Annotated in this window: 17 protein-coding genes; 10 read left to right on the plus strand and 7 right to left on the minus strand. The window is 72.1% G+C overall.

Annotated features, from left to right (window positions below; genetic code table 11):
- Nucleotides 1-51: 51 nt before the first annotated feature.
- Entirely contained in the window at nucleotides 52-765 is a 714-nt protein-coding gene (locus AB0D29_RS28745) for a hypothetical protein (RefSeq protein WP_362858203.1), read from the minus strand.
- 203 nt (nucleotides 766-968) lie between these two features.
- Between AB0D29_RS28745 and AB0D29_RS28750 the strand changes: the two genes are divergently transcribed.
- The 8 genes from AB0D29_RS28750 to AB0D29_RS28785 all read left to right on the plus strand — a co-directional run bounded on the left by AB0D29_RS28750 (nucleotide 969) and on the right by AB0D29_RS28785 (nucleotide 9,447).
- Nucleotides 969-1,556, plus strand: a complete 588-nt coding sequence (locus tag AB0D29_RS28750; RefSeq protein ID WP_362858205.1) for a rhomboid-like protein — start codon at nucleotides 969-971, stop codon at nucleotides 1,554-1,556.
- Between the two features lie 34 nt (nucleotides 1,557-1,590).
- A complete protein-coding gene (locus tag AB0D29_RS28755; RefSeq protein WP_362858207.1) occupies nucleotides 1,591-2,388 on the plus strand; it encodes a tyrosine-protein phosphatase in 798 nt (265 codons plus the stop codon).
- 80 nt (nucleotides 2,389-2,468) lie between these two features.
- Complete coding sequence (locus tag AB0D29_RS28760; protein WP_362858208.1) at nucleotides 2,469-4,409, plus strand: hypothetical protein; 1,941 nt, start codon at nucleotides 2,469-2,471, stop codon at nucleotides 4,407-4,409.
- Nucleotides 4,410-4,619: 210 nt separating this feature from the next.
- The gene (locus AB0D29_RS28765; protein WP_362858209.1) at nucleotides 4,620-6,023 is read left to right on the plus strand and encodes a hypothetical protein; all 1,404 of its coding nucleotides are present in this window, start codon (nucleotides 4,620-4,622) and stop codon (nucleotides 6,021-6,023) included.
- Between the two features lie 120 nt (nucleotides 6,024-6,143).
- Nucleotides 6,144-7,040 carry a metal-dependent hydrolase gene (locus tag AB0D29_RS28770; protein WP_362858210.1) on the plus strand — a complete coding sequence of 299 codons (897 nt, stop codon included), beginning with the start codon at nucleotides 6,144-6,146 and terminating at the stop codon, nucleotides 7,038-7,040.
- The gene (locus tag AB0D29_RS28775; RefSeq protein WP_362858212.1) at nucleotides 7,037-8,083 is read left to right on the plus strand and encodes a PDR/VanB family oxidoreductase; all 1,047 of its coding nucleotides are present in this window, start codon (nucleotides 7,037-7,039) and stop codon (nucleotides 8,081-8,083) included. The genes AB0D29_RS28770 and AB0D29_RS28775 overlap by 4 nt, the downstream gene beginning before the upstream one ends.
- A gap of 23 nt (nucleotides 8,084-8,106) precedes the next feature.
- Complete coding sequence (locus AB0D29_RS28780) at nucleotides 8,107-8,808, plus strand: TetR/AcrR family transcriptional regulator (protein ID WP_362858213.1); 702 nt, start codon at nucleotides 8,107-8,109, stop codon at nucleotides 8,806-8,808.
- Nucleotides 8,809-8,910: 102 nt separating this feature from the next.
- A complete protein-coding gene (locus tag AB0D29_RS28785) occupies nucleotides 8,911-9,447 on the plus strand; it encodes a GNAT family N-acetyltransferase (protein WP_362858215.1) in 537 nt (178 codons plus the stop codon).
- Here AB0D29_RS28785 and pulA read toward each other — a convergent pair.
- Together pulA and AB0D29_RS28795 are read right to left on the minus strand one after the other, a co-directional pair.
- Entirely contained in the window at nucleotides 9,434-14,788 is a 5,355-nt protein-coding gene (gene pulA / locus AB0D29_RS28790) for a pullulanase-type alpha-1,6-glucosidase (protein ID WP_362858216.1), read from the minus strand. The genes AB0D29_RS28785 and pulA overlap by 14 nt on opposite strands.
- A gap of 95 nt (nucleotides 14,789-14,883) precedes the next feature.
- Complete coding sequence (locus tag AB0D29_RS28795) at nucleotides 14,884-16,581, minus strand: carbohydrate-binding module family 20 domain-containing protein (RefSeq protein WP_362858217.1); 1,698 nt, start codon at nucleotides 16,579-16,581, stop codon at nucleotides 14,884-14,886.
- Between the two features lie 455 nt (nucleotides 16,582-17,036).
- Here AB0D29_RS28795 and AB0D29_RS28800 point away from each other — a divergent pair, with 455 nt between their 5' ends.
- Nucleotides 17,037-18,101, plus strand: a complete 1,065-nt coding sequence (locus AB0D29_RS28800) for a gluconolaconase (protein WP_362858218.1) — start codon at nucleotides 17,037-17,039, stop codon at nucleotides 18,099-18,101.
- A 53-nt stretch (nucleotides 18,102-18,154) separates the two neighbouring features.
- Complete coding sequence (locus AB0D29_RS28805; protein ID WP_362858220.1) at nucleotides 18,155-19,312, plus strand: hypothetical protein; 1,158 nt, start codon at nucleotides 18,155-18,157, stop codon at nucleotides 19,310-19,312.
- Nucleotides 19,313-19,381: 69 nt separating this feature from the next.
- Here the strand turns inward: AB0D29_RS28805 and AB0D29_RS28810 are convergent, their stop codons facing one another.
- Genes AB0D29_RS28810 through AB0D29_RS28825 form a run of 4 tightly spaced genes read right to left on the minus strand, consistent with a single transcriptional unit; the run spans nucleotide 19,382 to nucleotide 23,956 of the window.
- Nucleotides 19,382-20,383: a LacI family DNA-binding transcriptional regulator gene (locus AB0D29_RS28810; protein WP_362858221.1), complete on the minus strand. Its 1,002-nt coding sequence runs from the start codon at nucleotides 20,381-20,383 to the stop codon at nucleotides 19,382-19,384.
- Nucleotides 20,380-22,029, minus strand: coding sequence for a glycoside hydrolase family 13 protein (locus AB0D29_RS28815; RefSeq protein WP_362858223.1), 1,650 nt, complete (start codon nucleotides 22,027-22,029; stop codon nucleotides 20,380-20,382). The genes AB0D29_RS28810 and AB0D29_RS28815 overlap by 4 nt, the downstream gene beginning before the upstream one ends.
- A 47-nt stretch (nucleotides 22,030-22,076) precedes the next feature.
- Nucleotides 22,077-22,919 carry a carbohydrate ABC transporter permease gene (locus AB0D29_RS28820; RefSeq protein ID WP_351291543.1) on the minus strand — a complete coding sequence of 281 codons (843 nt, stop codon included), beginning with the start codon at nucleotides 22,917-22,919 and terminating at the stop codon, nucleotides 22,077-22,079.
- 2 nt (nucleotides 22,920-22,921) lie between these two features.
- Nucleotides 22,922-23,956, minus strand: coding sequence for a sugar ABC transporter permease (locus AB0D29_RS28825; RefSeq protein WP_362858225.1), 1,035 nt, complete (start codon nucleotides 23,954-23,956; stop codon nucleotides 22,922-22,924).
- Nucleotides 23,957-23,961 lie beyond the last annotated feature (5 nt).

A 23,961-nucleotide genomic window follows, 5' to 3' on the forward strand; every position in this document is an offset into this window, starting at 1 on the left:
GGGGACATCGGCCCCAGGTCTCGCCATCCCTCTTGCCGAGGGAGCGCCGGGTCAGGCGCGAGCAGGACGGCCGGGGGCCGTGAAGCGGGGGAACGACCCAGGCCCGGGCGGCCCGCGGCGCACGACGGCATGGGCGTGCACGGCCCCGCGCAGGCCGCGCGGCCGCTCGTAGGGGGCGGGGAAGACGGGCGGGACCGGTACGGCGGCCACCCGCGCCCGCACCAGGGCGAGTGCGCGGGCGAGCGGCCGGGCCGCGTGCAGCGCGGCGGCTCCCAGGACCCGGGCCAGCCGGAAGACGGCGGCCTCGCCGCGCGCGAGCCAGGCGGCGCAGAGCAGTCCCGCGAGCAGGTGTGCGGCGATCATCCCGGCGCCGCCGTGGGCGGCCGTCCCGGCCACGTCGGCCATGCTCGCCATGTCGGCCATGCCCGCCATGTCAGCGGTCCCGGGGACGTCGGCGATCCCTGCCGCGTCCGCGATCCCCGCCGCGTCGGCCATCCCGGCGACGTCCGCCGCCCGGGCCGCGTGGGCGATGCCCTCCGCGTCCGGCATCCCCGCCATGTCCGCCGTACTCGTCATCTGCGCCTCGGCGGCGGGCACGTGGTGGTGGTGCCCCTCCGTCGCGGCGGGCGCGGCGGCGACGTGCCCCGCGGCCTGGCTGCCCGAGAAGAGGAGGTGCAGCACCCCTTGGACGGAGAGCACGGCCGCGGTGATGCCCACGGGACCGCGCCGCCGCCCGGCGGCGAGCCAGGCGAGCGCGCCGGTCACGGCGAAAGCACTCAGAAGGCCAGCCAGGGGAACATCCGTGCCGGACATGTACGAATGCCCCGCCGCACCCAAAGCGACACACATCGCCGCGAATATCGCGGCCCGCGTGGCGCGCAGGGGCGCGGATTTCTCAGACATGGCCGAGACATGTTCGCACGGGGCCCGCCGGTGTCCGCCAGAGGGCGGTATCCGATCATGGGTGCGTGAACGCAATTCCCCTGGGAGCGGTGTACGCCGGCGGAGTCCAGCTCGGGGCGTACGCCCTGGAGCGGATCGGGCCGGCCGAGCGGGAGCGGCTGCTCCGCACCTGCTCGACGAATGTCGACAACCTCGCCGCCGGGCGCTGGGAGACGCTGCTGAGCAGCGCCGTCGTCGTCGAGGAGCCGATGCCCCTGCCCTACGCCCTGCTGCTCGTCGCCGTCCTCGGGTACGCCGAGTACGCGTACGGCGCCTGGTGGACGGCCGCGGTGTTCCTGTTCGGGCACGCCACGGCGACCCTCCTCGTGTACGGCGCCCTGCGCAGGACGACCGATCCGCAGACCCGGCGCTCCCTGGACGTGGGGACGAGCTACGGCTTCAACGCCGTGCTCGGCGCGCTGACCTCGGCCCTGCCGCGCGGGAGGGTCCGTACGGCCGCCCGGGCCGGTCTGCTCGTGCTCGCCGCGGCGCCCGTGGTGAAGCGCGGGCGCACCTTCACCGACGCCGGCCACCTGGCCGCGCTCGGGATCGGCATCGGGGTCTCGCTGGCCCTCGATTGTCTTTCCGGGACGAAACATCAGAAAATTGCCTGAATCGCCGCATGACCGTACCGCTGGAGCCGCCACGATGACCGCCACCCCCTCCACCACCGTCGCCAACCTCCGCGACCTCGGTGGCACCCCGCTCGCCGGCGGCCGCACCGTCCGCCCCGGCCTGGTGCTGCGCTCCGGCCAGCTCGACCGGCTCGACCTCGACGCCGATCCGGTGGTGGCCGCCCTGGGCGTGCGGACCGTCATCGACTTCCGCACCGACGCCGAGCGCGCCGACCACCCCGACCGGATACCCGACGGGGCCCGGCTGCTGGTCGGCGACGTCCTCGCGGACAAGCTGCGGGAGGCCGGCAAGAAGCCCGCCGCCTCGCAGCTCAAGGACCTGCTGTCCGACCCGGCGGTGGCCGAGGAGCACCTGGGCGGCGGCAAGGCCCAGGCGCTGTTCGCCGAGACCTACCGGTCCTTCGTGAACTCCGTCTCCGCGCAGGCCGCGTACCGGATGCTGCTCACCGAGGCCGCCGACCCGTCGGCGGGCCCGCTGCTCTTCCACTGCACGGCCGGCAAGGACCGCACCGGCTGGGGCGCGACGGTGATCCTGACGCTGCTCGGCGCGGACGACGAGACCCTGATGGCCGAATACCTCTCCGTCAACCCCGCGGTGAAGCAGGCCTTCGCCCCGATGATCGAGGGTTTCACCGCCGCCGGCGGGGACCCGGACATCGCGCTCGCGCTGATCGGCGTCTTCCCCTCGTACCTGGAGGCGGCGCTGGACGAGGTGGAGACGCGTTACGGCTCCATGGAGAAGTACGTGCGCGAGGGGCTCGGCGTCCCCGACGAGACCGTCGACGCGCTGCGCGCCCGCCTGGTGGCCTGACCCCGTACCCCGGGACAGTGCACTCGAAGGGGACCCCTCCGGACGGGTGACCATCCGACGATTCGCTCGTTCTGCTGAACGTGACTGCGCCGGATACCGCCACCCGCCCCCTGCCTCCCGCATCTCCCGTGCCGCCGGACGTCGAGCAGGCCGAAGCCGCGATCGTCGAGCACTACCCGCGGCTGGTGCGGCTCGCCTATCTGGTGCTGCCGCCCGCCCTCGGCCGCAACCGGCGGGTGCTCACCGCCCACTCGCTGGTCCAGCGGGCGCTGCCGCGCGGGCGGCGGGACACGGCGGCGGCCGCGGCGGCCGTGCAGGGAGGGGTCCCCGGCCAGCGGGCCGGCGCGGACGATTCCGGTTACGCCTACGTCCGGCTGCGCGTGCTGCGCGCCGCCCTGGAGGCGGGGATCCCGCTGACCTTCCGGGCGCTCCCCCGGCGCGCGCAGCTCCCACCGCTGCTCCCCCAGGTGTGGGGGCTGCGGCTGTTCCCCCGCTCGGGCGGGGCCGAGGAGCTCGCCCTCGACCAGTGGCTGGCCACCCTCGACGGGCCCGGCCGGGCCGCCTGCGTGCTGCGGGCCCTGGAACGGCTGCCCGAGCCGGAGGTGCTCCGGGTGCTCGACGAGGCCGGGGTCCCGGACCCGGCCGCCGCCGTCGCGGAGTCCGGGGATCCGGCGAACGACTCCCTGTTCGCCTCCCCCGAGTTCGACCCCTGCGTGCTCCAGGCCCGGCCCACCGACCTGCTGCGGCGGCGCCGGCTCGGCCGGGCCGCGCTGGCCGCCGCGGCCGCCCTCGCCGTGTGCGGGGCGCTGCTCGCGCTGCCCGGCGGGGGCTGGGGCTCGGACGGGGCCGCGGCCCCGCTGTACTCGCGCAACGCCGCGGCCGAGCAGGCCCTGGATCCCGGGAAGCTGGTCCGGGCCGCGCCCGCGCTCTGGCACACGTCCTCCCGTACGGACTTCTCCACCTGGCCCGCCCGCGGGGACCGCGCCGACGACGCCGCCCTGCTGCGCCGGGCGCTGGCCGTCTGGGCCCGGCCCGGCTCCTCCGTGGTCGTCTCGGCCACCCCGGGGAGCCCCGCCGGTCCGCCGATGGGACCGGCGCAGCTGCTGTTCGCGGGCACCGTCGACCAGGCCGTCGTGGTCCTGTTCCACGACGGCCTGCGGGTGGTCCGCTACGCCGAACCGCGCACCGGGACCGCCGGCGCCGCCCTCGACTTCGCCCGGACCGACGGCGCCTCGGCCGACACCGCGACCGCGCTGGTGCTCAGCCGGGTCGACGGCAACGTCCGCTACCTCACCGCGCCCTGGGTCACCGGCGTCTCCCTGCGGGACCTCCTCAAGCCCGGCACCCCGGCGGCGGTGCTGAAGCCGGCCCCGGACGGGGTGACCCCGCCGGTGGCGGGCCCGGCCCCGGCTGGCAGCTGTACGAGCTGGAACGCGCTGGCCCTGACCGGCGACGGCACCACCCGGCTGATCACCGACCTCGGCGAACTGACCCCGGCCCGGCTGACGTCGGGCGCTCCGGGCGCCGAGCGCGACGTTACGGAGGCCGCGGAACTGGGCGACTGGTCGAAGATCGCCTGCCTGCTGCCCTCGGTCCGTTCGCACGGGGTCCGTACGGTCAACGCCTGGACGTACGCGAAGCAGCCGCTGCCGGAGGGCGACGGTACGGCGACCTGGCTCTGCACGCGGGCGGAGACCTGGCAGGGCGCGGCGGACCGGGTGCAGGCGCAGTTCCTGGCCCCGGGCGGGGCGGTGGCGGCGCAGGCGGCCAAGTCCGAGGGGTCCGCGGCGTGCGGGCCGCGGGAGCCGCGGGTGCTGGCGGGCGTGCTGTGGAAGTCGCGTGCGGGCCAGTGGTACGTACTGGCGGCGGGCAGTGCGCAGTTCGCCTCGCTGTCGGTGTCGGGCGGCGGGGTGAGCGGGTCCGCGAACGGCAACCGACTCGCGGTCAAGGCGCCGGCCGGCGCGCAGGTGGACCTGTCGGGCAAGCTCACGGACGGCACGAAGGCGGGGACGCTGCGGTAGGCGTAGGCGGAACGCTGCGGTAGGCGGGGACGCCGCGCACGCAGGCGGGACGGGCCGGGACACGGCGGCGGGTGAAGATTCAACGACCAAGCGCGGTCGCGGAGTTGGCGGGATCCGGACATGACGGTCGTAGCGTGCACATGGCATGATCGGATTCCGGTTACCGCCCGGTAATCCCCCACACCCCTCACCCGCCTGAAGGTCAACCACGTGCGCATGCTCGCCCGCCGCCTCCTCCTCCCCGGCCTGACCGCCCTCGCGCTCGCCGCCACCGGCTGCTCCTCCACACCCCACACCCGTGCCGCCGAACCGGCCGCCCCCGCCACCCTCGCCCCGTCCGGCGACGGCACGTCGCAGCAGCTCGACGTGGCCGCGGCGCCGCAGGGATCGCCCACACCGGCCGCCGTGTCCCGCGGCGACGGAAAGGGCAAGACCGAGAAGTCCTCGCTGAAGGTCGCCTCCTACGACAAGGAGAGCGGACGGGCCGTCATATCCACGGCCCCCGAGGGCCCCACCCGCACGCCGTCCCCGGGCAAGTCCCCCGAGGCCGCCGCCAAGCCCGTCGCGGCGGGCGACGTCATCGCCAGCGCCCCGGCGCCGGGCGCTCCGAACGGCCTGCTCGCCAAGGTCACCGAGGTCGTCGGCAAGACCGACAAGGGCACCGAGGTCAAGACCGCCGCCACGACGCTGAACTCCGTCCTGGGCGACGACAAGGCGGACGGCAAGGTTCCCGTCGACCCGTCCTCGGTCATCGTCGAGCCCCTGATGAAGGGCGTCACCTTCTCCTGGGCCAAGAGCCAGGGTCTGAAGTTCGGCCCCCAGGGCGCGAAGCTGCCGCTCGGGAACCTGCGGCTCGACGTCGACGCCTCCGTCGACACCGCCCCGGACGGCCCCGCCTCGGCCGGCGCCTCGGTGACCGGCTTCGTCCAGCTCGCCCCGCAGGTCGAGTTCTCGTACGACGGCACCCCGGGCGGCGGCGCCGGCCCGCGCGGCGCCTTCCTCGGGATGAGCGGCGACTGGTCCTCGCAGTGGAAGCTCCAGGGCCGCGCCGCCGCGAGCACCGGGGCCCCCAAGCGGATCCCCTTCGCCAAGCTGCACAGCTCTCCGGTCATCCAGGTCGGCCCGGTTCCGGTCGTCGTCAACCTCGAACTGACCTGCTACATCCAGGTGGAGGCCGACGGCCGCGTGACCCTCGACGTCCAGCAGGACGTCAAGGGCGACTTCAAGGTCGGCGGCAGCTACGCCGTCGGCAAGGGCTGGACGCCGGTCAGCCAGTCCAACGTCAAGAGCACGCCGGTCACGGCGACCGTCACCGCCTCCGGCAAGGTCAAGGGCGCGCTCGGCGCCGAGGCGTCCGTCGGCCTCTACGGCGCCGTCGGCGTCACCGCCGACTTCGCCCCGTACCTGCGCGGCGAGGCCGACGTCAAGGCGAGCGCGTCCAGCGACGGCAAGACCTCCGTCAGCGGCGCCTGGGCGCTGTACGGCGGGTTCGACCTGAGCGGCAACCTCCACCTCCAGCTGTCCCTGTTCGGCACGCCCCTCTTCGAGCGCAAGATCCCGCTGGGCACCCTGAACCGCGAGTGGGCGCTCGTGAGCGGAAGCACAGGGCGCTAGCCCACCGCCCGCCACCGACCACCCCCGACCGCCACCGTCCAGCGGTGGCGGTCGGGCGCGGGCGCGAGAAGTCGGCGCAGGGGGCTTCTCACCCCCTGTACCCATCAGTACATTGACGCCATGTCTAATACGCCGCTCGCGCCCGCCCCCGTGGCGTCGGAACACGTGGACCTGAGGCCCCGGAACGTGTCCTTCGGCTGGGAGGACACCCCGCTCCACTGGCTGCCCGGCGAACCCTTCGCCGGGCACATGATCAATGTGCTGCACCTGCTGCTCCCCGCGGGTGAGCGCTGGTTCGTGCACGTCTACAAGCAGGTGCTCCCCCACATCACGGACGAGCGGCTGCGGGCGGACGTGGTCGGCTTCATCGGCCAGGAGGCCATGCACGCCGCCGCGCACGACGACGTACTCCCCCACCTGAAGCGACTCGGGCTGGACCCCACCCCGTACACCGCGCAGGTGGACTGGCTGTTCGAGAAGCTGCTCGGCGACCGCACCCTCCCACCGGGCCGGGCCCGGCACTGGTGGCTGATGGAGCGGGTCGCCATGATCGCGGCGATCGAGCACTACACGGCGTTCCTCGGCGACTGGGTGCTGAACGCCGAGGCCCTGGACCGGCGGGGCGCCGACCCCACCATGCTGGACCTGCTGCGCTGGCACGGGGCCGAGGAGGTCGAGCACCGCTCGGTGGCCTTCGACCTCTTCATGCACGTGGACGGCAACTACCGCCGCCGGGCCCGGACCTGGGCCACCGCCTTCACGGCGCTGGTCTTCCTGTGGCAGCGCGGGGTCCGCTTCTTCATGGAGAACGACCCGCACCTGGACGCCGCCAAGGCCTCCTTCGGGCAGTTCTTCCGGGCGGGGCGGCAGGGGGTCCTGCCGACCAGCGGCGCCATGCTGAAGTCCATACCGAAGTACCTCTCCCGCACCTACCACCCCTCCCAGGAGGGCTCGACGGCCCAGGCGGTGGCCTACCTGGCCGCCTCCCCCGGCGCGAACGGCGGGGTGCGGGCATGAGGCGCGCCCTCGCGGTCACGGCGGTCGCGGGCGCCGCCTGGGTGACCCGGCGCGCCCTGAACCGCCGCATCGGCAGATCCCCGCTCTGGCCCCTGCCGGCCCTGGAGACACCGGTCTCGGGCCACTCCCCGCGCCGTGCGCTGCGCGCCCTGATCGTCTCCCGTACGCAGCCGGCCGAGGGCGTACTGCAACTGACCCTGGAGTCACCGGACCTCCCGGCGTGGACCCCGGGCGCGCACGTGGACGTGACCCTGCCCTCGGGCCTGGTCCGCCAGTACTCCCTGTGCGGCGACCCGGCGGACGGCGGCCGGTACACGATCGCGATCCGGCTGGTCGAGGACGGCCGCGGCGGCTCCCGCGAGGCGCACGAGCAGCTGGTCGAGGGCGCCGAACTGGAGCTGCGCCCGCCGCGCAACCGCTTCGAGCTGGTCCCGGCGCCCTCGTACGTCTTCGTCGCGGGCGGCATCGGCATCACCCCGATCCTGCCGATGCTCCGGGCCGCCACGGCGGCCGGCGCCGACTGGACCCTCCTGTACGGGGGCCGCTCGCGCGCCTCGATGCCCTTCCTGGCGGAACTGGCCGCCTACGGGGACCGGGTCACGGTGGTCCCGGAGGACGAGGCGGGCCGGCCCGACCTGACACCGCTCACCACGGCGGGGCCGGGCACGCCCGTCTACTGCTGCGGCCCCGAGCCCCTGATGCTGGCCGTCACGGCGGCGGCCCCGGACCCGGCGGCGGTCCACCTGGAACGCTTCGCCCCGGCGGCGGCCCCCGGCCCGGCGCACCCCTTCACGGTCGAACTCCGCCGCTCGGGGCGGGTCGTCGAGGTCGCCGCGGACGAGACCACCCTGGCCGCGGTGCGCCGGGAACTGCCCGCCACCCCCTACTCCTGCGAGCAGGGTTTCTGCGGGACCTGCCAACACCGCGTGCTGGCGGGTGCGGTGGACCACCGCGACGAGCTCCTCACGGACCAGGAGCGGGCGGACTCGATGCTGTTGTGCGTCTCGCGCGCGAAGGGGGACCGCCTCGTCCTCGACCTGTGAACGCTCCCCAGTAGGGTGTCCGCATGACAACCGGGGTGCGACGCAGGATGGGTGTCGAGGAGCGGCGGCAGCAGCTGATCGGGGTGGCCCTGGAGCTGTTCAGCCACCGGTCGCCCGACGATGTGTCGATCGACGAGATCGCGGCGGCCGCCGGGATATCCCGGCCGCTCGTCTACCACTACTTTCCCGGCAAGCTGAGCCTGTACGAGGCCGCGCTGCGCCGGGCGGCCGACGAGCTGGCGGCGCGCTTCGTCGAGCCCCGGGAGGGGCCGCTCGGGGCGCGGCTGCTGCGGGTGATGGGGCGGTTCTTCGCGTTCGTCGACGACCACGGGCCGGGTTTCTCGGCGCTGATGCGGGGCGGTCCGGCGGCCGGCAGCAGCCGGGCCAACGCGATGATCGACGAGGTCCGGCAGGCGGCGTACGAGCAGATCCTCACGCACCTGGGCATCGGGCTGGAGGATCCCCCGGCGCGGCTGGAGCTCGTGGTGCGGTCCTGGGTGTCGCTGGCCGAGTCCACCGCGCTGATCTGGCTGGACGGGCGCCGGATCCCGCGGGCCGAGCTGGAACTGCAGCTGGTGCACGACTTCGCCGCGCTGGCCGCGGTGAGCGCCGCCTACGACGCGGAGATGGCGGGGATCCTCGTACGGATCCTGGCCGACGAGCCGGCCGACGGGCCGTTCGGAGAACTGGTCGGGCGTCTCGGCGGGCTCGTTCCGGGCCCTTGACCATCGACGGCCCGTGCCCATCGGCAGCCCTTGACCATCGGCGGCCCGCGCCCATCGGCGGCCCTTGATCACCGGTGACGCCCGATCACCGATAATGCCCGCGTGATCATTGACGACGGGATCTTGTTCCGGCGGGCCGCGGAGAAGGACGCCGGAACGCTGGTGCGGCTGTACGACCAGGCCGCCCGCTGGATGCAGAAGCACGGGATCGACCAGTGGAAGCCCGGCGACAAGGACGCCGCCCACTTCCGCGCGCGGATGGGCGACGGCGAGGTGTGGCTCGGCGGCGACTGCGACGGACGGGTGGTCGGGGCCTACGAGCTGTGGTGGTCCGACGAGGACGCCTGGGGCGTCCAGCCCCCGGTGGCCGGCTACGTCCACCGGCTGATGGTCGAACGCGAGGCCGCCCCCGCCGGCGCCGGGCGCCGCCTGCTCGAACATGCCGAGCGGCGGATCGCCAGGACCGGACGGGAGCGGGCACGGCTGGACTGCGTCTCCACCAACCCCCGGCTGCTCGCGTACTACCGGGGCGCGGGCTACCGGGTGGTCGGGGAGCTCCCCAACAAGGCGGGGAAGGACGGCAGGACCTACGGGGTGATCCTGCTGGAGAAGCGACTGGACGAGCTCAGCCTCGTGTGAAGACCGAGACGGTGCGGGCGGGGACGGTGAACTCTCCTGTCGTCGTGTCGTACGCGGACCGCTTGACCGTGGGGTCGGAGCCTGCGGCCTGGACCGGGTGCAGCCGGTAGGCGGTGCCGGCGAGGGCGGGGACGCGCTGGGGCTGGGCGGTGGGGGTGGCGTTGAAGACCACCACCAGGTCGCCCAGGGTCATGGTGATCACGCCCGGGGTCTCGTCCTTGCCCGAGAGGGGGAAGGCCAGCCGGGACTGGACCGCCTCCGCCGTGGTCAGGGCGAACTCCGGCGCGGTGGTGCGGATCTTCAGCAGGTCGCGGTGGGCCGCCGCAGTGGCCGTGATGTCCGCGCAGGTGGGGGCCGGGCCCGTCAGGAGCGGCTTCGCGTAGGGCCACTTCGGGGCGTTGTCGGCGGCCGGGGGCAGGCCCCGGCCGAAGCCGTTGCCGCTGCGGCAGTCCCACTGGATGGCATTGAACCAGTCGCCGCTGTCGTAGGAGTTGCGGTCCAGGGACTTGGAGCGCAGCAGGTCCGTGCCCGCCTGTGAGAGGGACGGGCCCTGCGACAGGGTGGCCGTCGCCATGGCCAGGACCTGCATGCGGGCCTTGTCGGCGTTGCTCGTGGCCGGCGGGAGCTTGTAGGTCAGGGCGTCGGCGAGGGTCTCGTTGTCGTGGGCGTCGGCGTAGGCGAGGGCGTCGCCGGGGGCGGCCGCGTAGCCGGCCGGCGCTCCGTTGTAGTCCACTTCGGAGCCCTTGGTGCGGCGGCCGGTGGTGTCGGTGAAGGCGTACGAGGCGAGGTTGCCCGACAGGCCCACCTTGATCAGGTCCTGGGCGTGCAGCAGGCTGGCCTTCTGCTCGGCCGGGGTGCCGTTGGCGGGCGAGGAGTTGGGGCTGGTGAACAGGCCCGAGGCGAAGCCCTGGACGCGCGGGTCCTCGTCGAAGGGGCCGCCGCCGCGGACCGCGTCGCGCGCCCGGTCGGAGAAGGTGGCGATGCCGGTCCCGGCCATGTTCTTCTGCGTGGCCTGCAGGAAGCGGGCGTCGTCGGCGATCTCGCCGAAGTTCCAGCCCTCCCCGTAGAGCACGATCTTCTTGCCGTCGACCCCGTCCTTGGCGGGCGTCAGGCCGTCGAGGGCCTTGCGGACGGCCAGGATGTTGGCCTTCGGGTGGTGGCCCATCAGGTCGAAGCGGAAGCCGTCGACCTTGTACTCCTTCGCCCAGGTGACGATCGAGTCCACGACGAGCCGGCCCATCATGGCGTTCTCGGGGGCGGTGTTCGCGCAGCAGGTGGAGGTGGCGACGGAGCCGTCGGCCAGCAGCCGCTGGTAGTAGCCGGGGACGATGCGGTCGAGGACCGACTTGTCCGACTGGCCGGCGGCGACGGTGTGGTTGTAGACCACGTCCATCACCGTGCGCAGCCCGGACCCGTTGAGGGACTGGACCATCCTGCGGAACTCGACCGTACGGGCCGTGCCGTTCGGGTCGCTCGCGTAGCTGCCCTCGGGGACGGTGTAGTGCAGCGGGTCGTAGCCCCAGTTGTACGCGTCCTTCGCGGCCGCGGCGGCCACGCAGGCCTGCTGCTCCTGCGAGTCCGGCGCGTACACGGTGAGGTCGCAGGCGGGCTGGGTGCGGTCGGCGGGCTTCTCCGGGATGGTGCCGATGTCGAAGGCCGGGAGGAGGTGGACGTACGAGGTTCCGGCGGCGGCCAGGTCGCGCAGGTGCCGCATGCCCGCCGAGGAGGTGTCGGTGAAGGCCAGGTACTGGCCGGGGTGGGTGCTGGTGCGGTCCGCGACGGAGAAGTCGCGGATGTGGAGCTCCTGGATCTGCGCGGAGGTGAAGGGGACGGCCGCGGGCTTGCGCAGTTCCTTCCAGCCGGGCGGGGCGAGCTTCGGGTCGGCCAGGTCCACGGCCAGGCTGTGGGTGGAGTCCGCGGTCAGGGCGGTGGAGTACGGGTCGGTGACCAGGTTCCGGACGATCTGCCCGGTGGTCGGGGCCCAGACGGTGACGGCGTAGCGGTACGGCTTCCCGGTCCAGGAGCGCTCGCCGCGCACCGACCAGACGCCGGTGGCGTCGTCGCGGTGCATGGCGACCGTGCGGCCGTCGAGTTCGAGGGCGACCTGCTGGGCGGTCGGCGCCCAGACGGAGAGGGTGGGGCGGCCGTCCTTGAAGGCCGGGCCGAGGGTCGCGGTCGTCGCGTACAGGTCGTCGAGGACTCCGGCGAGCTGGACGCCGGTGGCGGCGAGGACGGCCCCGTTGGCGGCGCGGGCGCTCGCGACGAGCTGGCCGCGCAGGGCCTCGCGGACCCGGTCGCGGTCGCGCGGGTCGACGGTGTACGCGCCGTACGCGGCCAGGTGCGGGAACTTCTGCTTCTGGGCGGCGGTGAGTTCGGTCCGGGCGCCCAGGCGCAGCCACTGGGCGCGGCCGGTCAGGGTGCCGTTCTCGGCCTTGACGGCGCCTTCGCGGGAGGCGAGGAGCTGTACGGAGGCGGCGGTCGCGGGGGCGTTCCAGGCGAGGGTGTCGCGGTCGATCCAGACCGCCTGGGCCTTGGTGAGGTCCAGGGCGGCGGAGGAGCCGGCGGGCTGGGGCAGGAGGTACTTCTCCTTGCCGCCCAGCATCCAGACCTCGTGGCCGGTGGCCTTCAGGTCCAGGGACTGGTCGGAGGGGAGGTCCTTCTCGTCGCCCTTGTGGAGGATGTAGCTGAGGCTGGTGGCGCCGGCCGCGAGCGGGACCTCGTAGACCGCGCCGTAGGAGTCGGTGCGGACGGGGAGCAGCGGCTTGGACCAGTCGGTGGGGGTCGCGGCGCCGGTCCAGACGTGCAGGCCCCAGCCGTCGTAGGCGCCGTCGGGGCGCTGATAGTGCAGGACGGCCTTGGCCTGGTCCTGCGGCGGGTAGGCCGGGCGGTCGGTGCGGGCGGGCTCCTTGCCCTGCTCCAGCCAGATCTCGCCGGTCTTCGTCACGTCGATGGTGCGGTCCGCGGCGACGTCCTTGTTGCCGTCCTTGTCGATGACGAGGTAGCCGACGGAGGAGGCGCCGGGCTTGAGCCTGACGTAGGCGAAGGCGCCGTAGGCGTCGCGGCCGGTGAAGCCGTGGCCCTCGGGCCAGGGAGTGGCTTCGCCCTCGGCGAGGTCGCCCCAGGCGTAGAGCCGCCAGTTCGTGTAGTCGCCGTCGGGGCGGTTGTAGTGGACGACGGCGTAGTCGCGCTGGGTGGCGCTGGGGACCTCGGTGGGCGGGGCCTGGCCGGCGACGGACTCGGCGAGGGCGCTCGCGGTGCGGCCGGCGGAGTCGACCACGACGGCCTTGTAGCGCAGGGCGGTGCCGGCCGGGGTCTTGGCGTCGACGTGCTGGGTGACCTTGTAGGGGGCGTGGTCGGCGGAACCGAGCACCTGCCACTTGTCGTTGCCGCTCTGCGCGGCGAAGACGACCCGGTTCAGGCCGCCGCCGGTGACGTCGGCGGAGAGTTCGACGGTGCCGGTGGCGCCGGGGGCCGGGGCCTTGAGGGTGAGGGCGGGCTTGGCGGTGGGCTGGGCGGCGGGCGCGAGGGCCTGGAGGACCACGGAGCCGAGGGCCGGGACGGGGACGGTGAGCTTGCCCGCCGCGGAGGCGCGGAGCAGGGCGGTGCCGCCGTAGAGGGTGCGGTACTGGGCGCCGGCTGGGGCGTCGATCTCGACGGTGCGGGAGTCGGCTCCGTTGTTGGCGGCGACCAGGTACTCGGTGCGGCTGCGGGCGTCGGTGCGCGCGAAGGCGTAGACGGAGCCGTCGGCGAGGCGCTCGCTCTGGATGCCGTCGCGCAGGGCAGGGTGGGCCTTGGTCAGCTTCGCGAGAGCACTGATCTGCTGGTAGAGCGGGTGTCCCGGATCGTAAGCGTCGCTCGCGTGCGTGCGCACCGTTCCGAGTTGGTCGTCGTCCAGGTAGTCGGCGACCTGCGAGGCGAAGAGCGGCTGGCGGGCGTCCTTGTCGCCGCCCGCGCCGGTGAAGCCCTGCTCGTCACCGGAGTAGATCACCGGATTGCCCCGGGAGAGGAACATCAGCTCGTTGGCCAGCCGGTAGCGGCCCAGCAACTCCTGCTCCCCCGCGCCCGGCCGGTCCTGCTTCAGGAAGGTGCCGAAGCGGCCCATGTCGTGGTTGCCGAGGAAGGTCACCTGCTCGTAGGCGTTGGCCTTGTCGCTGGTGTACCGGTAGTCGTCGGCCAGGACGGAGGCCAGCCGGCCGGCTCCCGCGCCCTGGGAGGCGTACGCGCGGATCGCGTCCTGGAGCGGGAAGTCGAGGGTGGCGTCGAGGCGCCCGCGGGTCACGTACGGGGAGGTGACGGCGGTGTCGGCGGAGTAGACCTCGCCGAACATGAAGAAGTCGTCCCGGCCGCGCTTCGCCGCGTACGCGTCGAGGGCGGTCGCCCACTGGGTCCAGAAACCGGTGTTGACGTGCTTGACGGTGTCGATCCGGAAGCCGTCGATCCGGAAGTCCTTGACCCACTTCTCGTAGATCTTCTCCATGCCCTCGACGACCTCGGGACGCTCGGTCCACAGGTCGTCGAGGCCGAAGAAGTCGCCCTGGTCGGAGGATTCGCCGGCGAAGGTGGAGTCGCCCCGGTTGTGGTACATCGTCGGGTCGTTCAGCCAGGCCGGGACCTTGAGGTTCTTCTTCGCGTCCGGCACGAAGGGGGTCCTCGGGAAGGACTCCCCGTCGACCTTCGGGAACTTCCCCTTCCCGTCCCCGTAGTCGGCGTCGTCGAAGGGCACGCCGTCCTTCGTCAGGTACGGGAACGCGCCCTTCGACAGGTACGAGTAGGAGGCCTCGCGGTAGTCGACGACGTCGGCGGTGTGGTTGGTGATGACGTCGAAGAAGACCTTCATCCCCTTCCCGTGCGCCGTGTCGATCAGCCGCTCCAGGTCGGCGTTGGTGCCGAAGTGCGGGTCGACCTGGGTGAAGTCGGTGATCCAGTAGCCGTGGTAGCCGGCCGAGACGTCGTCGCCCTTGCCCTGCACCGGCTGGTTCTTGAAGATCGGCGCCATCCAGATGGCGGTGGTGCCGAGCCCCTTGATGTAGTCCAGCCGGTCGGTGAGCCCCTTGAGGTCGCCGCCCTGGTAGAAGCCCTTGTCGGTCGGGTCCAGGCCGGTCTCCAGGCGGGAGCCGGTCAGGCCGCCCCGGTCGTTGCGCGGGTCGCCGTTCGCGAACCGGTCCGGGAGCACGAAGTAGAACTGCTCCCGGGTCAGGTCGTGCCGGGCCGGCTCGGCGGCCAGCTTCGCGTCCGAGGGCGGGGCGGGCGGCTTCGCGGCGGCCGCGGCCGCGGCGGGGAGGGCGGGCAGGAGCGTCACGGCCAGGGCGGCGGCGAGCACTCCTGCGGCAGGGCGTATCAAGGCGGGTCTCCTTGTGTACGTGTCGCACGGATGAGGGCCGCCCGGCGGTGGCGGGGAGATGGGTGCCGGGCGGCCCTGGTCGGTGGAGCGGCGACTCAGGCGCGCCAGGTGTCGGTCAGCGTGACCTTGCCGCTCGCGGGGACGGTGGCGGTGCGGTTCGCGCCGCTCTCCCAGGTGACGTTGCCGGCGGCGTCCTTGCGGACGTACTTGTACGCGAAGGACGTGCCGGCCGGAAGGGTGACGTCGAGCTTCCAGACGGGGTAGGCGGCCGGGTCGAGCTTGAGGGCGGCGGCGGTGTTCCAGGCGCCGAGCTCGGCCCGGTCTCCGGTGACGTAGACGTTCTGGCCGGGGACGGTGGTGGCGTTGACGGCGAAGGAGGCCCCGGCGGGTCCGGCCGGGGTGCCGGCGCAGGTCCGGGCGTTGACGTGCAGGGCGAGTGCGGTACCGGCGCCGAGGGTGGCGGTGAACTGACCGCCCGCGCCCACGGTGACCGTGCGCCCGCTCTGGACGTCGCAGTAGTCGCCGGCGGGAAGGGAGGTCTGGAAGGTGCGGGTGAGGGCGGAGCCCTCGTGGTTGAGGGCGACGTACGCCTTGGAGCCGCGTCCGAAGGCGATCTGGTCGCCGCCGTTGTCCCACCAGTTGGTGACGGCCTGGCCGCGGGCCGCGTTGCGGAAGCCGACCATGGAGGAGATCTCCCGCCAGGCGTGCTGGCACTTCCAGCCGTCGGCGTAACAGGCGCTCACCGCGCCGCCGTTCGGCGGGCCGGCGTCCTTGTCGGTCCACTCGTAGCCGGAGTGCACGTCGGGGGAGCCGTAGGGCCAGGCCAGCATGAAGACGTTGGCGAGGGTGTAGGCGGAGCCGTCCTTGTAGCTGAGGGTGTCGCCGACGCGCTCGGTGTCGTGGTTGTCGACGAAGACCCCGGCCTGGCCGCTGGGCATGTGCCCCCAGGCCTCGCCGAAGTTCTTCAGGTAGGCGAGGTTCTCGTTCTGGAAGACGCGCTTGAGGTCCCGGGCGTACCGGAACTCCTGGACGTCCCCGTTGCCGAGGTACTCGCTCGGCGAGACGGCCTCGCCCGCGCCGTGTATCGCCTCCTGCTTCCAGTAGACGCCGGGGTTCGTCAGCCGGGACTTGATGTTGGCGAGGTCGGCGGCGGGCATGTGCTTGGCGGCGTCGATCCGGAAGCCGTCGACGCCGAGGGAGAGCAGGTCGTTGAGGTACCCGGCGATCCGGCCCCGCACGTAGTCCTCGCCGGTGTCCAGGTCGGCGAGCTGCACGAGCTCGCAGTTCTGGACGTTGGCGCGGTCCTGGTAGTTCGAGATGGTGGCCCGGCAGTCGTCCATGTCGGAACCGGAGTACAGACCCGGGTAGTTGTACTTCGTGTACGAACTCCCGCCGGTCCCGGTCCCGTCCCCGGCGGCCATGTGGTTGATGACGGAGTCGGCGACGACCTTCACCCCGGCGGCGTGGCAGGTGTCGACCATGGCCTTGAAGGCGGTGCGGTCGCCGAGCCGTCCGGCGATCTTGTAGCTCACGGGCTGGTACGAGGTCCACCACTGGGACCCCTGGATGTGCTCCTGCGGGGGCGAGACCTGCACGTAGCCGTATCCGGCGGGCCCGAGCGCGTTGGTGCAGGCGGCGGCCACGGAGGCGAACTTCCACTCGAAGAGGACTGCGGTGACGTCCTTGTCTCCGGGCGCGGCGGCGGTCGCCTGCGACCCGACGGCCGTGAGGGTGGCGGCGGCAAGTGCGGTGGTGGCGAAAAGGGTTGCAGCTCTGACGGCTCTGGCAGGCATGCGGGGGGCCTCCTGGCGGGAGAGGTGGGGATGGGGGCGACCGTAGGGGCCAGGTAGGAGCGCTGCAAGAGTTTGCGCAAGAGATTGCAGAATTGTTTCCGAGGCGTGTCCTGCCGGACAGGTGGGGCGGGTAGATGCGGGCTACCCGGCCCGCACCAACACACCGCCGTGAGCGGCGTCTTGCCGGCAGCGGCACATCCCCGCCACTTCCCGACCGCGCCCGGTCCCGTACGCGGTCCGGGACCACGGATCCGGCCACTCCGGGCGCCCCGCGCCGCCCGGGGTCGGGCCGCTCCGGCCTTCGCCCGGAGGTTGATTCCCGCAGGCGGAACGGGGGTTGTCCGGAATTCACCCCATGACCATTTTCGCTCGATGATCATCTTGCGGCGGCCGCGTAGTTTCACCATGCACCGGAAAGATCATTCATTTCCGCGACTCAGGGAGACCTCAGGTACATGTCGGAGAAAAGCGCGAAGAGTGATGTGGGCAAGGCCTATATCAACGACGTGTTCATGCGCCACCCGCTCACCTCGCGGAACCAGGACGAGCTCGAAATCCCGGCCAAGGCCGAAGCCATCCTGGAGCGGAACAAGCGGCGGGGCGCGCTGAAGAGGACCCCCGAGGGAGGCGGCGAGCCGATCAGCCCCATCGGGTTCTCGTTGAACAAGAAGCGCTACGGCGAGTTTCCCGAGGACGAGAAGACGGCGCAGGAGCGCGGGTGGCGCGCGTTCATGAACATGGGCGTACCGGTCGTCGAGGAGCGGAGCGACATCACGCAGCCCCCGCCCGACATGATCTCCAAGCAGACCTACATCAACGGAACCGACCCCGTCAAAATAACCGTGACGGACACGGTCGAGTTCTCCGTATCGAACACCGTCAGCTGGTCGCTCCAGGGCGAGGTGAAGCTCACCTTCGGGGCGAAGTCCATCACCTCGCTGCAGCAGGAGATGCAGAAGAGCATGGCGATGCATCAATACCAGAAGACCACCCTGAAGAACAGCAAGGACAACCAGGGCGTCGACCAGGAGTCCCAGACGGACGCGACGAGCACGACGACGGCCACGACCACCGCCACGGGCACCGGTGAGCTGTGGGCGGACCTGCTGCTCGGCGTCACCGCCTCCGTCAGCGGTTCGCTGACCACCGAGTGGAAACACCAGTCGTCGGTCAGCCTGGAAGTGATGAGCCGGGCGGACGTCATGGCCACGACCCGCCGCCAGGTGCGGCAGTTCGACTACGAATTCCCGGTCACCTTCGGCGGTTGGGTCGCCTTGTACTACCCGAAGCCGGTGGAGGTCAGGGGAACTCCCCCGCAGGCCAAGGAGCCGAAGTACTCCCGGGTCGTCGCATGGAAACTCGGCGACTCCGTCGAGGACGGCGGCAACTTCGATCTGGCCGACGAAGGCAAGAGGTTCCTGCAGAAGGGGTCGGCCGAAATCGTGGCCGTCCGCACCGGGGAACACCGGGTCTTCCAGCCCGAAACACTCGACTACGAGAGCCAGAAACAGCCTCTCTGAAAAGGCGACCACCCACCGGGCAGGCCAGAACAGCCACATCAGGAGGAACTCTCGTGTCATTCGGAAACATCTTCGACGGCGGCGGCAGCGGAGCCGACTCCGCCAAACAGTCCGGTGAGGCACTGGGCAAGGACACCCCCGGCGCCGGCGACGTCTCGGAAGCCGTCCGCAAATTGGAGAGCGAGCGCGACCCGTGGCTCGTGCGTCAGACGGCGCACGGGGCGTTCGACGTCATGGGTTTGCTCAATCCCCTCTTCCAGAAATTCCATGACGCGGCCGCCGATCAGCGTCAGGTCGCCGAGAACCCCGGTTCGACCTCCGCCATGGCCTCGTCGACCCTGAAGGCGGCCGGACCGCCGAAGGTGAGCATCGGCGAGGACGACATGCCGAAGCTCGAAGACCTGTCGAAGCTCATGGCCACCAGGCGGAGCTTCGCCCTCATCGCGACGGGCCTGGGCATTTCCGAGGGCCTCGCGGTGGACCCGGCGCAGAACACGGCGTACGTCGCCGACCGGGGCGGCCAGAAGCTGTCCGCGGTGAAGATCGCCACGGGCGCGCAGCGCGTGGTCGCGAGCGGCCTGGGTGACATCTGCGATGTGAAGCTGGACGGGAAGGGCAAGGTCTACGCCGCCGACTACGGCGCCGGGCGCCTGCTCGCGGTGGACCTGTCCACCGGCACCTTCAGCACGGTCGCCAGTGTCCCGGGCGCGTACGGGCTCGCGCTGGACGGGGCGGGCAAGGCCTACCTCGTCAGCCACAGCGAGGGGAAGCTGACGGCGGTCGACCTGCGGAACGGGCAGAAGACCGCGGTCGCCACCGGCCTGCCGGTCGGCGCCTCCGCGGTGGCGCTGGACGGCAAGGGCAAGGCGTACGTCGGCCAGAAGGACCACGGCTACAACCTGTACGAGGTCAACCTGGCCGACGGCGCGAAGCGCCTGGTGACCACCCTCCCCACGGCGAGCACCATCCGCGTGGAACTCACCGGCGACGGCAAGGCGTTCACCCTCGACCACGTGAACGGCCGCCTGTACGAGATCACCCTGGCCGACGGCTCGCAGCGGGTGGTGGCCAGTGGCCTGGCGAGCTGCGAAGGCCTCGCACTGGACATAGCGGGCGGCCAGATCTACGTCAGCAACCGTGAGGCCCAGCTCTGGCAGATCTCCCAGCGCGACACCCAGCCCATGGGCGGCGTGGGCAAGGTCTCGGCGTAGGACGCCCTCCACGGCCGGGCGGGCACGGGCAGGGGGTCGCCCGCGCCCGCCCGCGGCGTGCTGCCGGTCCTACGGCGCCTGGGCCGTGGAGCCCCGGACCACCAGTTCCGGCTGGAAGACGTACTCCGTGCGCTGGACCGGGGTGCCCGAGACGGCCTCCAGGAGGGCGCCCACCGCGGCCGTGGCCATCGCGCGCACCGGCTGGCGGACCGTCGTCAGCGGCGGGTCCGTGAACGCGATCAGCGGGGAGTCGTCGAAGCCGACCACCGACACGTCCTGCGGCACCCGCAGCCCTCGCTCGCGCGCCGCGCGGATGACGCCCAGCGCCATCGGGTCGCTGCCGCACACGATGCCCGTGCAGCCCCGGTCCAGCAGGGCCATGCCCGCGGCGTGGCCGCCCTCCACCGTGAACAGGGTGCGCTGGATCAGGCCTTCCGCGTCCGCGTCCGGTACGGCGGCGAGGAACCCCTGCTCCTTGCGCGCCGACGGCACGTACCGCGTCGGGCCGATCGCCAGGCCGATCCTGCGGTGGCCCAGGTCCTCCAGGTGCCGCACCGCCATGTCGGCCGCAGCCCGGTCGTCCGGGGAGACGAAGGGCGCGCTGATCTGCTCGTTGAAGCCGTTGATCAGCACGAAGGGCACCCCGCGCGCGGCGAGCCGCTGGTAGCGGGACGGGTCCGCGTGGGAGTCCGCGTGCAGGCCCGACAGGAAGACCATCCCCGTGACCCCGCGCTCCTCCAGCTGTTCCACCAGCTCGTCCTCGGTGGCCCCGCCCGGGGTCTGCGTGCACAGCACCGGCGTGTACCCGTGCCCGGCCAGCGCCTGCTCTATGACCTGCGCGAAGGCCGGGAAGATCGGGTTGGTGAGCTCGGGGATCAGCAGCCCGACCAGGCCGTTGCTGCGCCGCTTGAGCCGTACGGGCCGCTCGTAGCCGAGCAGGTCGAGCGCGGCCAGCACCTTGTGCCGGGTGCCGGCCGCGACGCCCGCCTTGCCGTTGAGCACGCGGCTGACGGTCGCCTCGCTGACCTGGGCCTGCGCGGCGATGTCCGTCAGCCGGAGGGGGGAGGTCACCCCGCCGTCACCTGCCACCACACCGTGGTGTCGGCCGGCAGGACGCCGTCCTCGACCGCTTCGCCGCTGGAGAGCAGGGCCTCGCCGGCGACGGGGAACCGTACCGCCGTGCCGGTGGTGTTGGCGGTGCAGAGGAAGTCCCCGCGGCGGAAGACCAGGACGCCGGCGGGAGCCTCCTGCCAGTCCACCGACTCGCCCGCGCCCAGGTCCGGGCGCTCGCGGCGCAGCCGCAGGGCGGTCCGGTACAGCTCCAGGGTGGAGGAGGGGTCGCCGGTCTGCGCCTCCACGCTCAGCCCCGCCCAGGAGTCCGGCTGGGGGAGCCAGCTGCCGCCGGTGCCGAAGCCGTACGGGGCCGTCGTACCCGACCACGGGATGGGGACCCGGCAGCCGTCGCGGAAGCCGTCCTGTCCCGCCGCGCGGAAGAACGACGGGTCCTGGCGGACCTCGTCCGGCAGGTCGGTGACGTCGGGCAGGCCGAGCTCCTCGCCCTGGTAGACGTACGCCGAACCGGGCAGCGCCAGCATCAGCAGGCTCGCCGCGCGGGCCCGCCGCAGGCCGAGCTCGCGGTCGCCCGGCTCGCGCAGCTGGGTGCCGAGGCCGGCGGGGTTGGCGAAGCGGGTGGCGTGCCGGGTCACGTCGTGGTTCGACAGCACCCAGGTGGTGGGGGCGCCGACGGGGCGCATCGCGGCCAGCGAGCCGTCGATGACCTCGCGGAGCGCGGTCGCCTCCCAGTCGCTGGTCAGGTACTGGAAGTTGAACGCCTGCTGCATCTCGTCGGGGCGGACGTAGCGGGCCGTGCGCTCGACGGTCGGGGTCCAGGCCTCGGCGACCAGGACGCGGTCGCCCTCGTACTCGTCGAGGATCCGGCGCCAGGAGCGGTATATCTCGTGGACGCCGTCCTGGTCGAAGAAGGGCATGACGTCGTTGCCGAGCAGCTTGAGCTGGTCCTTGGCGCCGAGGTCGGGCAGGCCGGGCGCCTTGACCAGGCCGTGGGCCACGTCGACGCGGAAACCGTCGGCGCCGAGGTCGAGCCAGAAGCGCAGGATCGAGCGGAACTCGTCCTGGACGGCCGGGTGCTCCCAGTTGAAGTCGGGCTGCTCGGGTGCGAAGAGGTGCAGGTACCACTCTCCGTCCGCGACCCGGGTCCAGGCGGGACCGCCGAAGATCGACTCCCAGTCGTTGGGCGGCAGTTCGCCGTTCTCGCCCTTGCCGGGGCGGAAGTGGAAGCGCTCCCGCAGCCGGGACCCGGATCCTTCGCGCAGCGCCTGCTTGAACCATTCGTGCTGGTCGGAGCAGTGGTTCGGGACCAGGTCGACGATGATGCGCAGGCCCAGTTCGTGGGCCTCGCGGATCACGGCGTCGGCGTCGTGCAGGGTGCCGAACATCGGGTCGATGGCCCGGTAGTCGGCGACGTCGTAGCCGGCGTCGGCCTGCGGGGAGGCGTAGAAGGGGCTGAGCCAGACGGCGTCGACGCCCAGCTCCTTGAGGTAGGGCAGGCGGCTGCGGACGCCTTCGAGGTCCCCCATGCCGTCCCCGTTGGAGTCGGCGAAGCTGCGCGGATAGACCTGGTAGATCACCGCGTCTCTCCACCAGCCGGGCAGGGTGCCGGTGGAGGTGGGAAGTGCGTCGGCGAGGTGCTGGGTCATGTCGTCCTTGGAGAGGTCGGGCCGGTGATGCGGGAGCAGGCGGGTGGTCAGCCCTTGGTGGCGCCTGCGGTCATCCCGGCGACGAGGTGGCGCTGGGCGAATACGAAGAAGATCGCCGCGGGGATGGCGATGAGGACCGAGGCGGCGCTCATCGCACCCCAGTTGGAGGTGTACTGGGTGACGAAGGTCTGCAGACCGCCGGCCAGGGTGAGGTTCTCCTCGCCGACCATGAAGGCGGAGGCGTACGCGACCTCGCCCCAGGCGGTGATGAAGGCGTAGAAGCCCGTGACGGCGAGGCCGGGCTTGGCCAGCGGCAGGATCAGCCGCCAGAAGGTGCCGAAGGGGTTGAGCCCGTCGACGCGGCCGGATTCGTCGATCTCCACCGGGATGGTGTCGAAGAAGCCCTTCATCATCCAGGCGCAGAACGGCACGGCGATGGTGAGGTAGGTGATGATCAGGCCGATCGGCTGGTTGAGCAGGCCGAGGTCGCCCATCAGGTTGTAGAGCGGCACGATGAGGATGGCCATGGGGAACATCTGCGTGATGAGCAGGGTCCACATGAGCGGCTTCATGCCGGGGAACTTGAAGCGGCTGACCGCGTATCCGGTGGTGGCGGCGATGAACACACCGAGGACGGTGGTGACGCCGGCGACCAGGACGGAGTTCCCGAACCAGCTGAGGAAGTGGCTCGACTCCAGCAGGTACGTGTAGTTGCCGAGCGACGGTTCCTTGATGAAGTCCGTGGTGACCGCGTGCTCGGCGGGCTTGAGCGAGGTCAGCAGGATCCACAGCACCGGGAACACGGCGATGACGGACGCGCCGAGCAGGGTGAGGTGCAGGCCGACGGAGGCGAGCGGGGAGCGGCTGCCCCGGGTACGGGCGTTGGTCACGGTCACCACACCTCTCCCTGCTTGCGCAGCGAGCGCCGGTAGACCAGCGCGAAGATCATGAGCAGCAGGAGGATCAGGACGCCCCACGTCGCGGAGCCGGCGAAGTCGCGCGGGCTCGACACGAACGCCTCGCGGAAGGCCTGGGTCACCAGGATCTCGGTGGAGTCTCCCGGTCCGCCCCGGGTGAGCAGGAAGATCACCGGGAACATGTTGAAGGTCCAGATGGTGGAGAGCAGGATCACCGTCATGCTCACCGCGCGCAGCCCGGGCAGGGTGATGTGCCGGAACCGCTGCCAGGCGCTCGCGCCGTCCATCTCGGCGGCCTCGTAGAGCTCACCGGGGATGGACTGAAGTCCGCCGAGCAGGGCGACCATCATGAAGGGGACGCCGAGCCATACGTTGACGGCGACGACCGAGAACTTGGCCCAGGTCGGGTCGTCGAGCCACGGGACCGCGGCGATGCCGCCGCCGTCGAGGATCTTGTTGAGGATGCCGTTGTCGCGGTTGAAGAGGAACCGCCAGGCGAAGACGGAGACGAAGCCGGGGACGGCCCAGGGCAGGATCAGCGCCATCCGGTAGGCGGCGCGGCCCTTGAAGTCCCGGTTGAGCATGTTGGCCAGGACCAGGCCGAGCGTGAAGGTGATCGACACGCACGCGACGGTCCACATCACCGTCCACACCAGCCGCTGCAGGAACACCGGGTCGCTGAGCACGTCCGCGTAGTTGTCGAGTCCGACGAACTCGTACGTGGCCTCGATGTGGCGGGCGCCGATGGTGCGCGAGACGTTGCGCTCGTTGGCATCGGTCAGCGACAGGTAGATGCCGCGGACCAGGGGCCAGCCGATGATCACGCCGAGGACGAGCACCACCGGGGCGATCATCGTCCAGGCGTACCAGTGGGTGGCGAGGGCGCGCCTCAGACCACCTGTGTTCCTGCTGTCGCTGTCAGTCCAGCGGCTCCGGCCGCGGGCGGCGGTGTCGTCTCCGACTCCGTCGCCCGCGGCCTTCGCCACCGACTGGCTGGTGTGAGCAGCCATGGTTT

The organism is Streptomyces sp. NPDC048424 (genome assembly GCF_040651555.1).
Taxonomy (GTDB): domain Bacteria; phylum Actinomycetota; class Actinomycetes; order Streptomycetales; family Streptomycetaceae; genus Streptomyces.

Excerpts from the sequence above, each read along its gene's own strand:
- AB0D29_RS28755 (WP_362858207.1), top strand. The coding sequence starts at position 1,591 with ATGACCGCCACCCCCTCCACCACCGTCGCCAACCTCCGCGACCTCGGT.
- AB0D29_RS28770 (WP_362858210.1), top strand. The coding sequence starts at position 6,144 with ATGTCTAATACGCCGCTCGCGCCCGCCCCCGTGGCGTCGGAACACGTG.
- AB0D29_RS28775 (WP_362858212.1), top strand. The coding sequence starts at position 7,037 with ATGAGGCGCGCCCTCGCGGTCACGGCGGTCGCGGGCGCCGCCTGGGTG.
- AB0D29_RS28780 (WP_362858213.1), top strand. The coding sequence starts at position 8,107 with ATGACAACCGGGGTGCGACGCAGGATGGGTGTCGAGGAGCGGCGGCAG.
- AB0D29_RS28795 (WP_362858217.1), bottom strand. The coding sequence starts at position 16,581 with ATGCCTGCCAGAGCCGTCAGAGCTGCAACCCTTTTCGCCACCACCGCA.
- AB0D29_RS28800 (WP_362858218.1), top strand. The coding sequence starts at position 17,037 with ATGTCGGAGAAAAGCGCGAAGAGTGATGTGGGCAAGGCCTATATCAAC.
- AB0D29_RS28815 (WP_362858223.1), bottom strand. The coding sequence starts at position 22,029 with ATGACCCAGCACCTCGCCGACGCACTTCCCACCTCCACCGGCACCCTG.
- AB0D29_RS28825 (WP_362858225.1), bottom strand. The coding sequence starts at position 23,956 with ATGGCTGCTCACACCAGCCAGTCGGTGGCGAAGGCCGCGGGCGACGGA.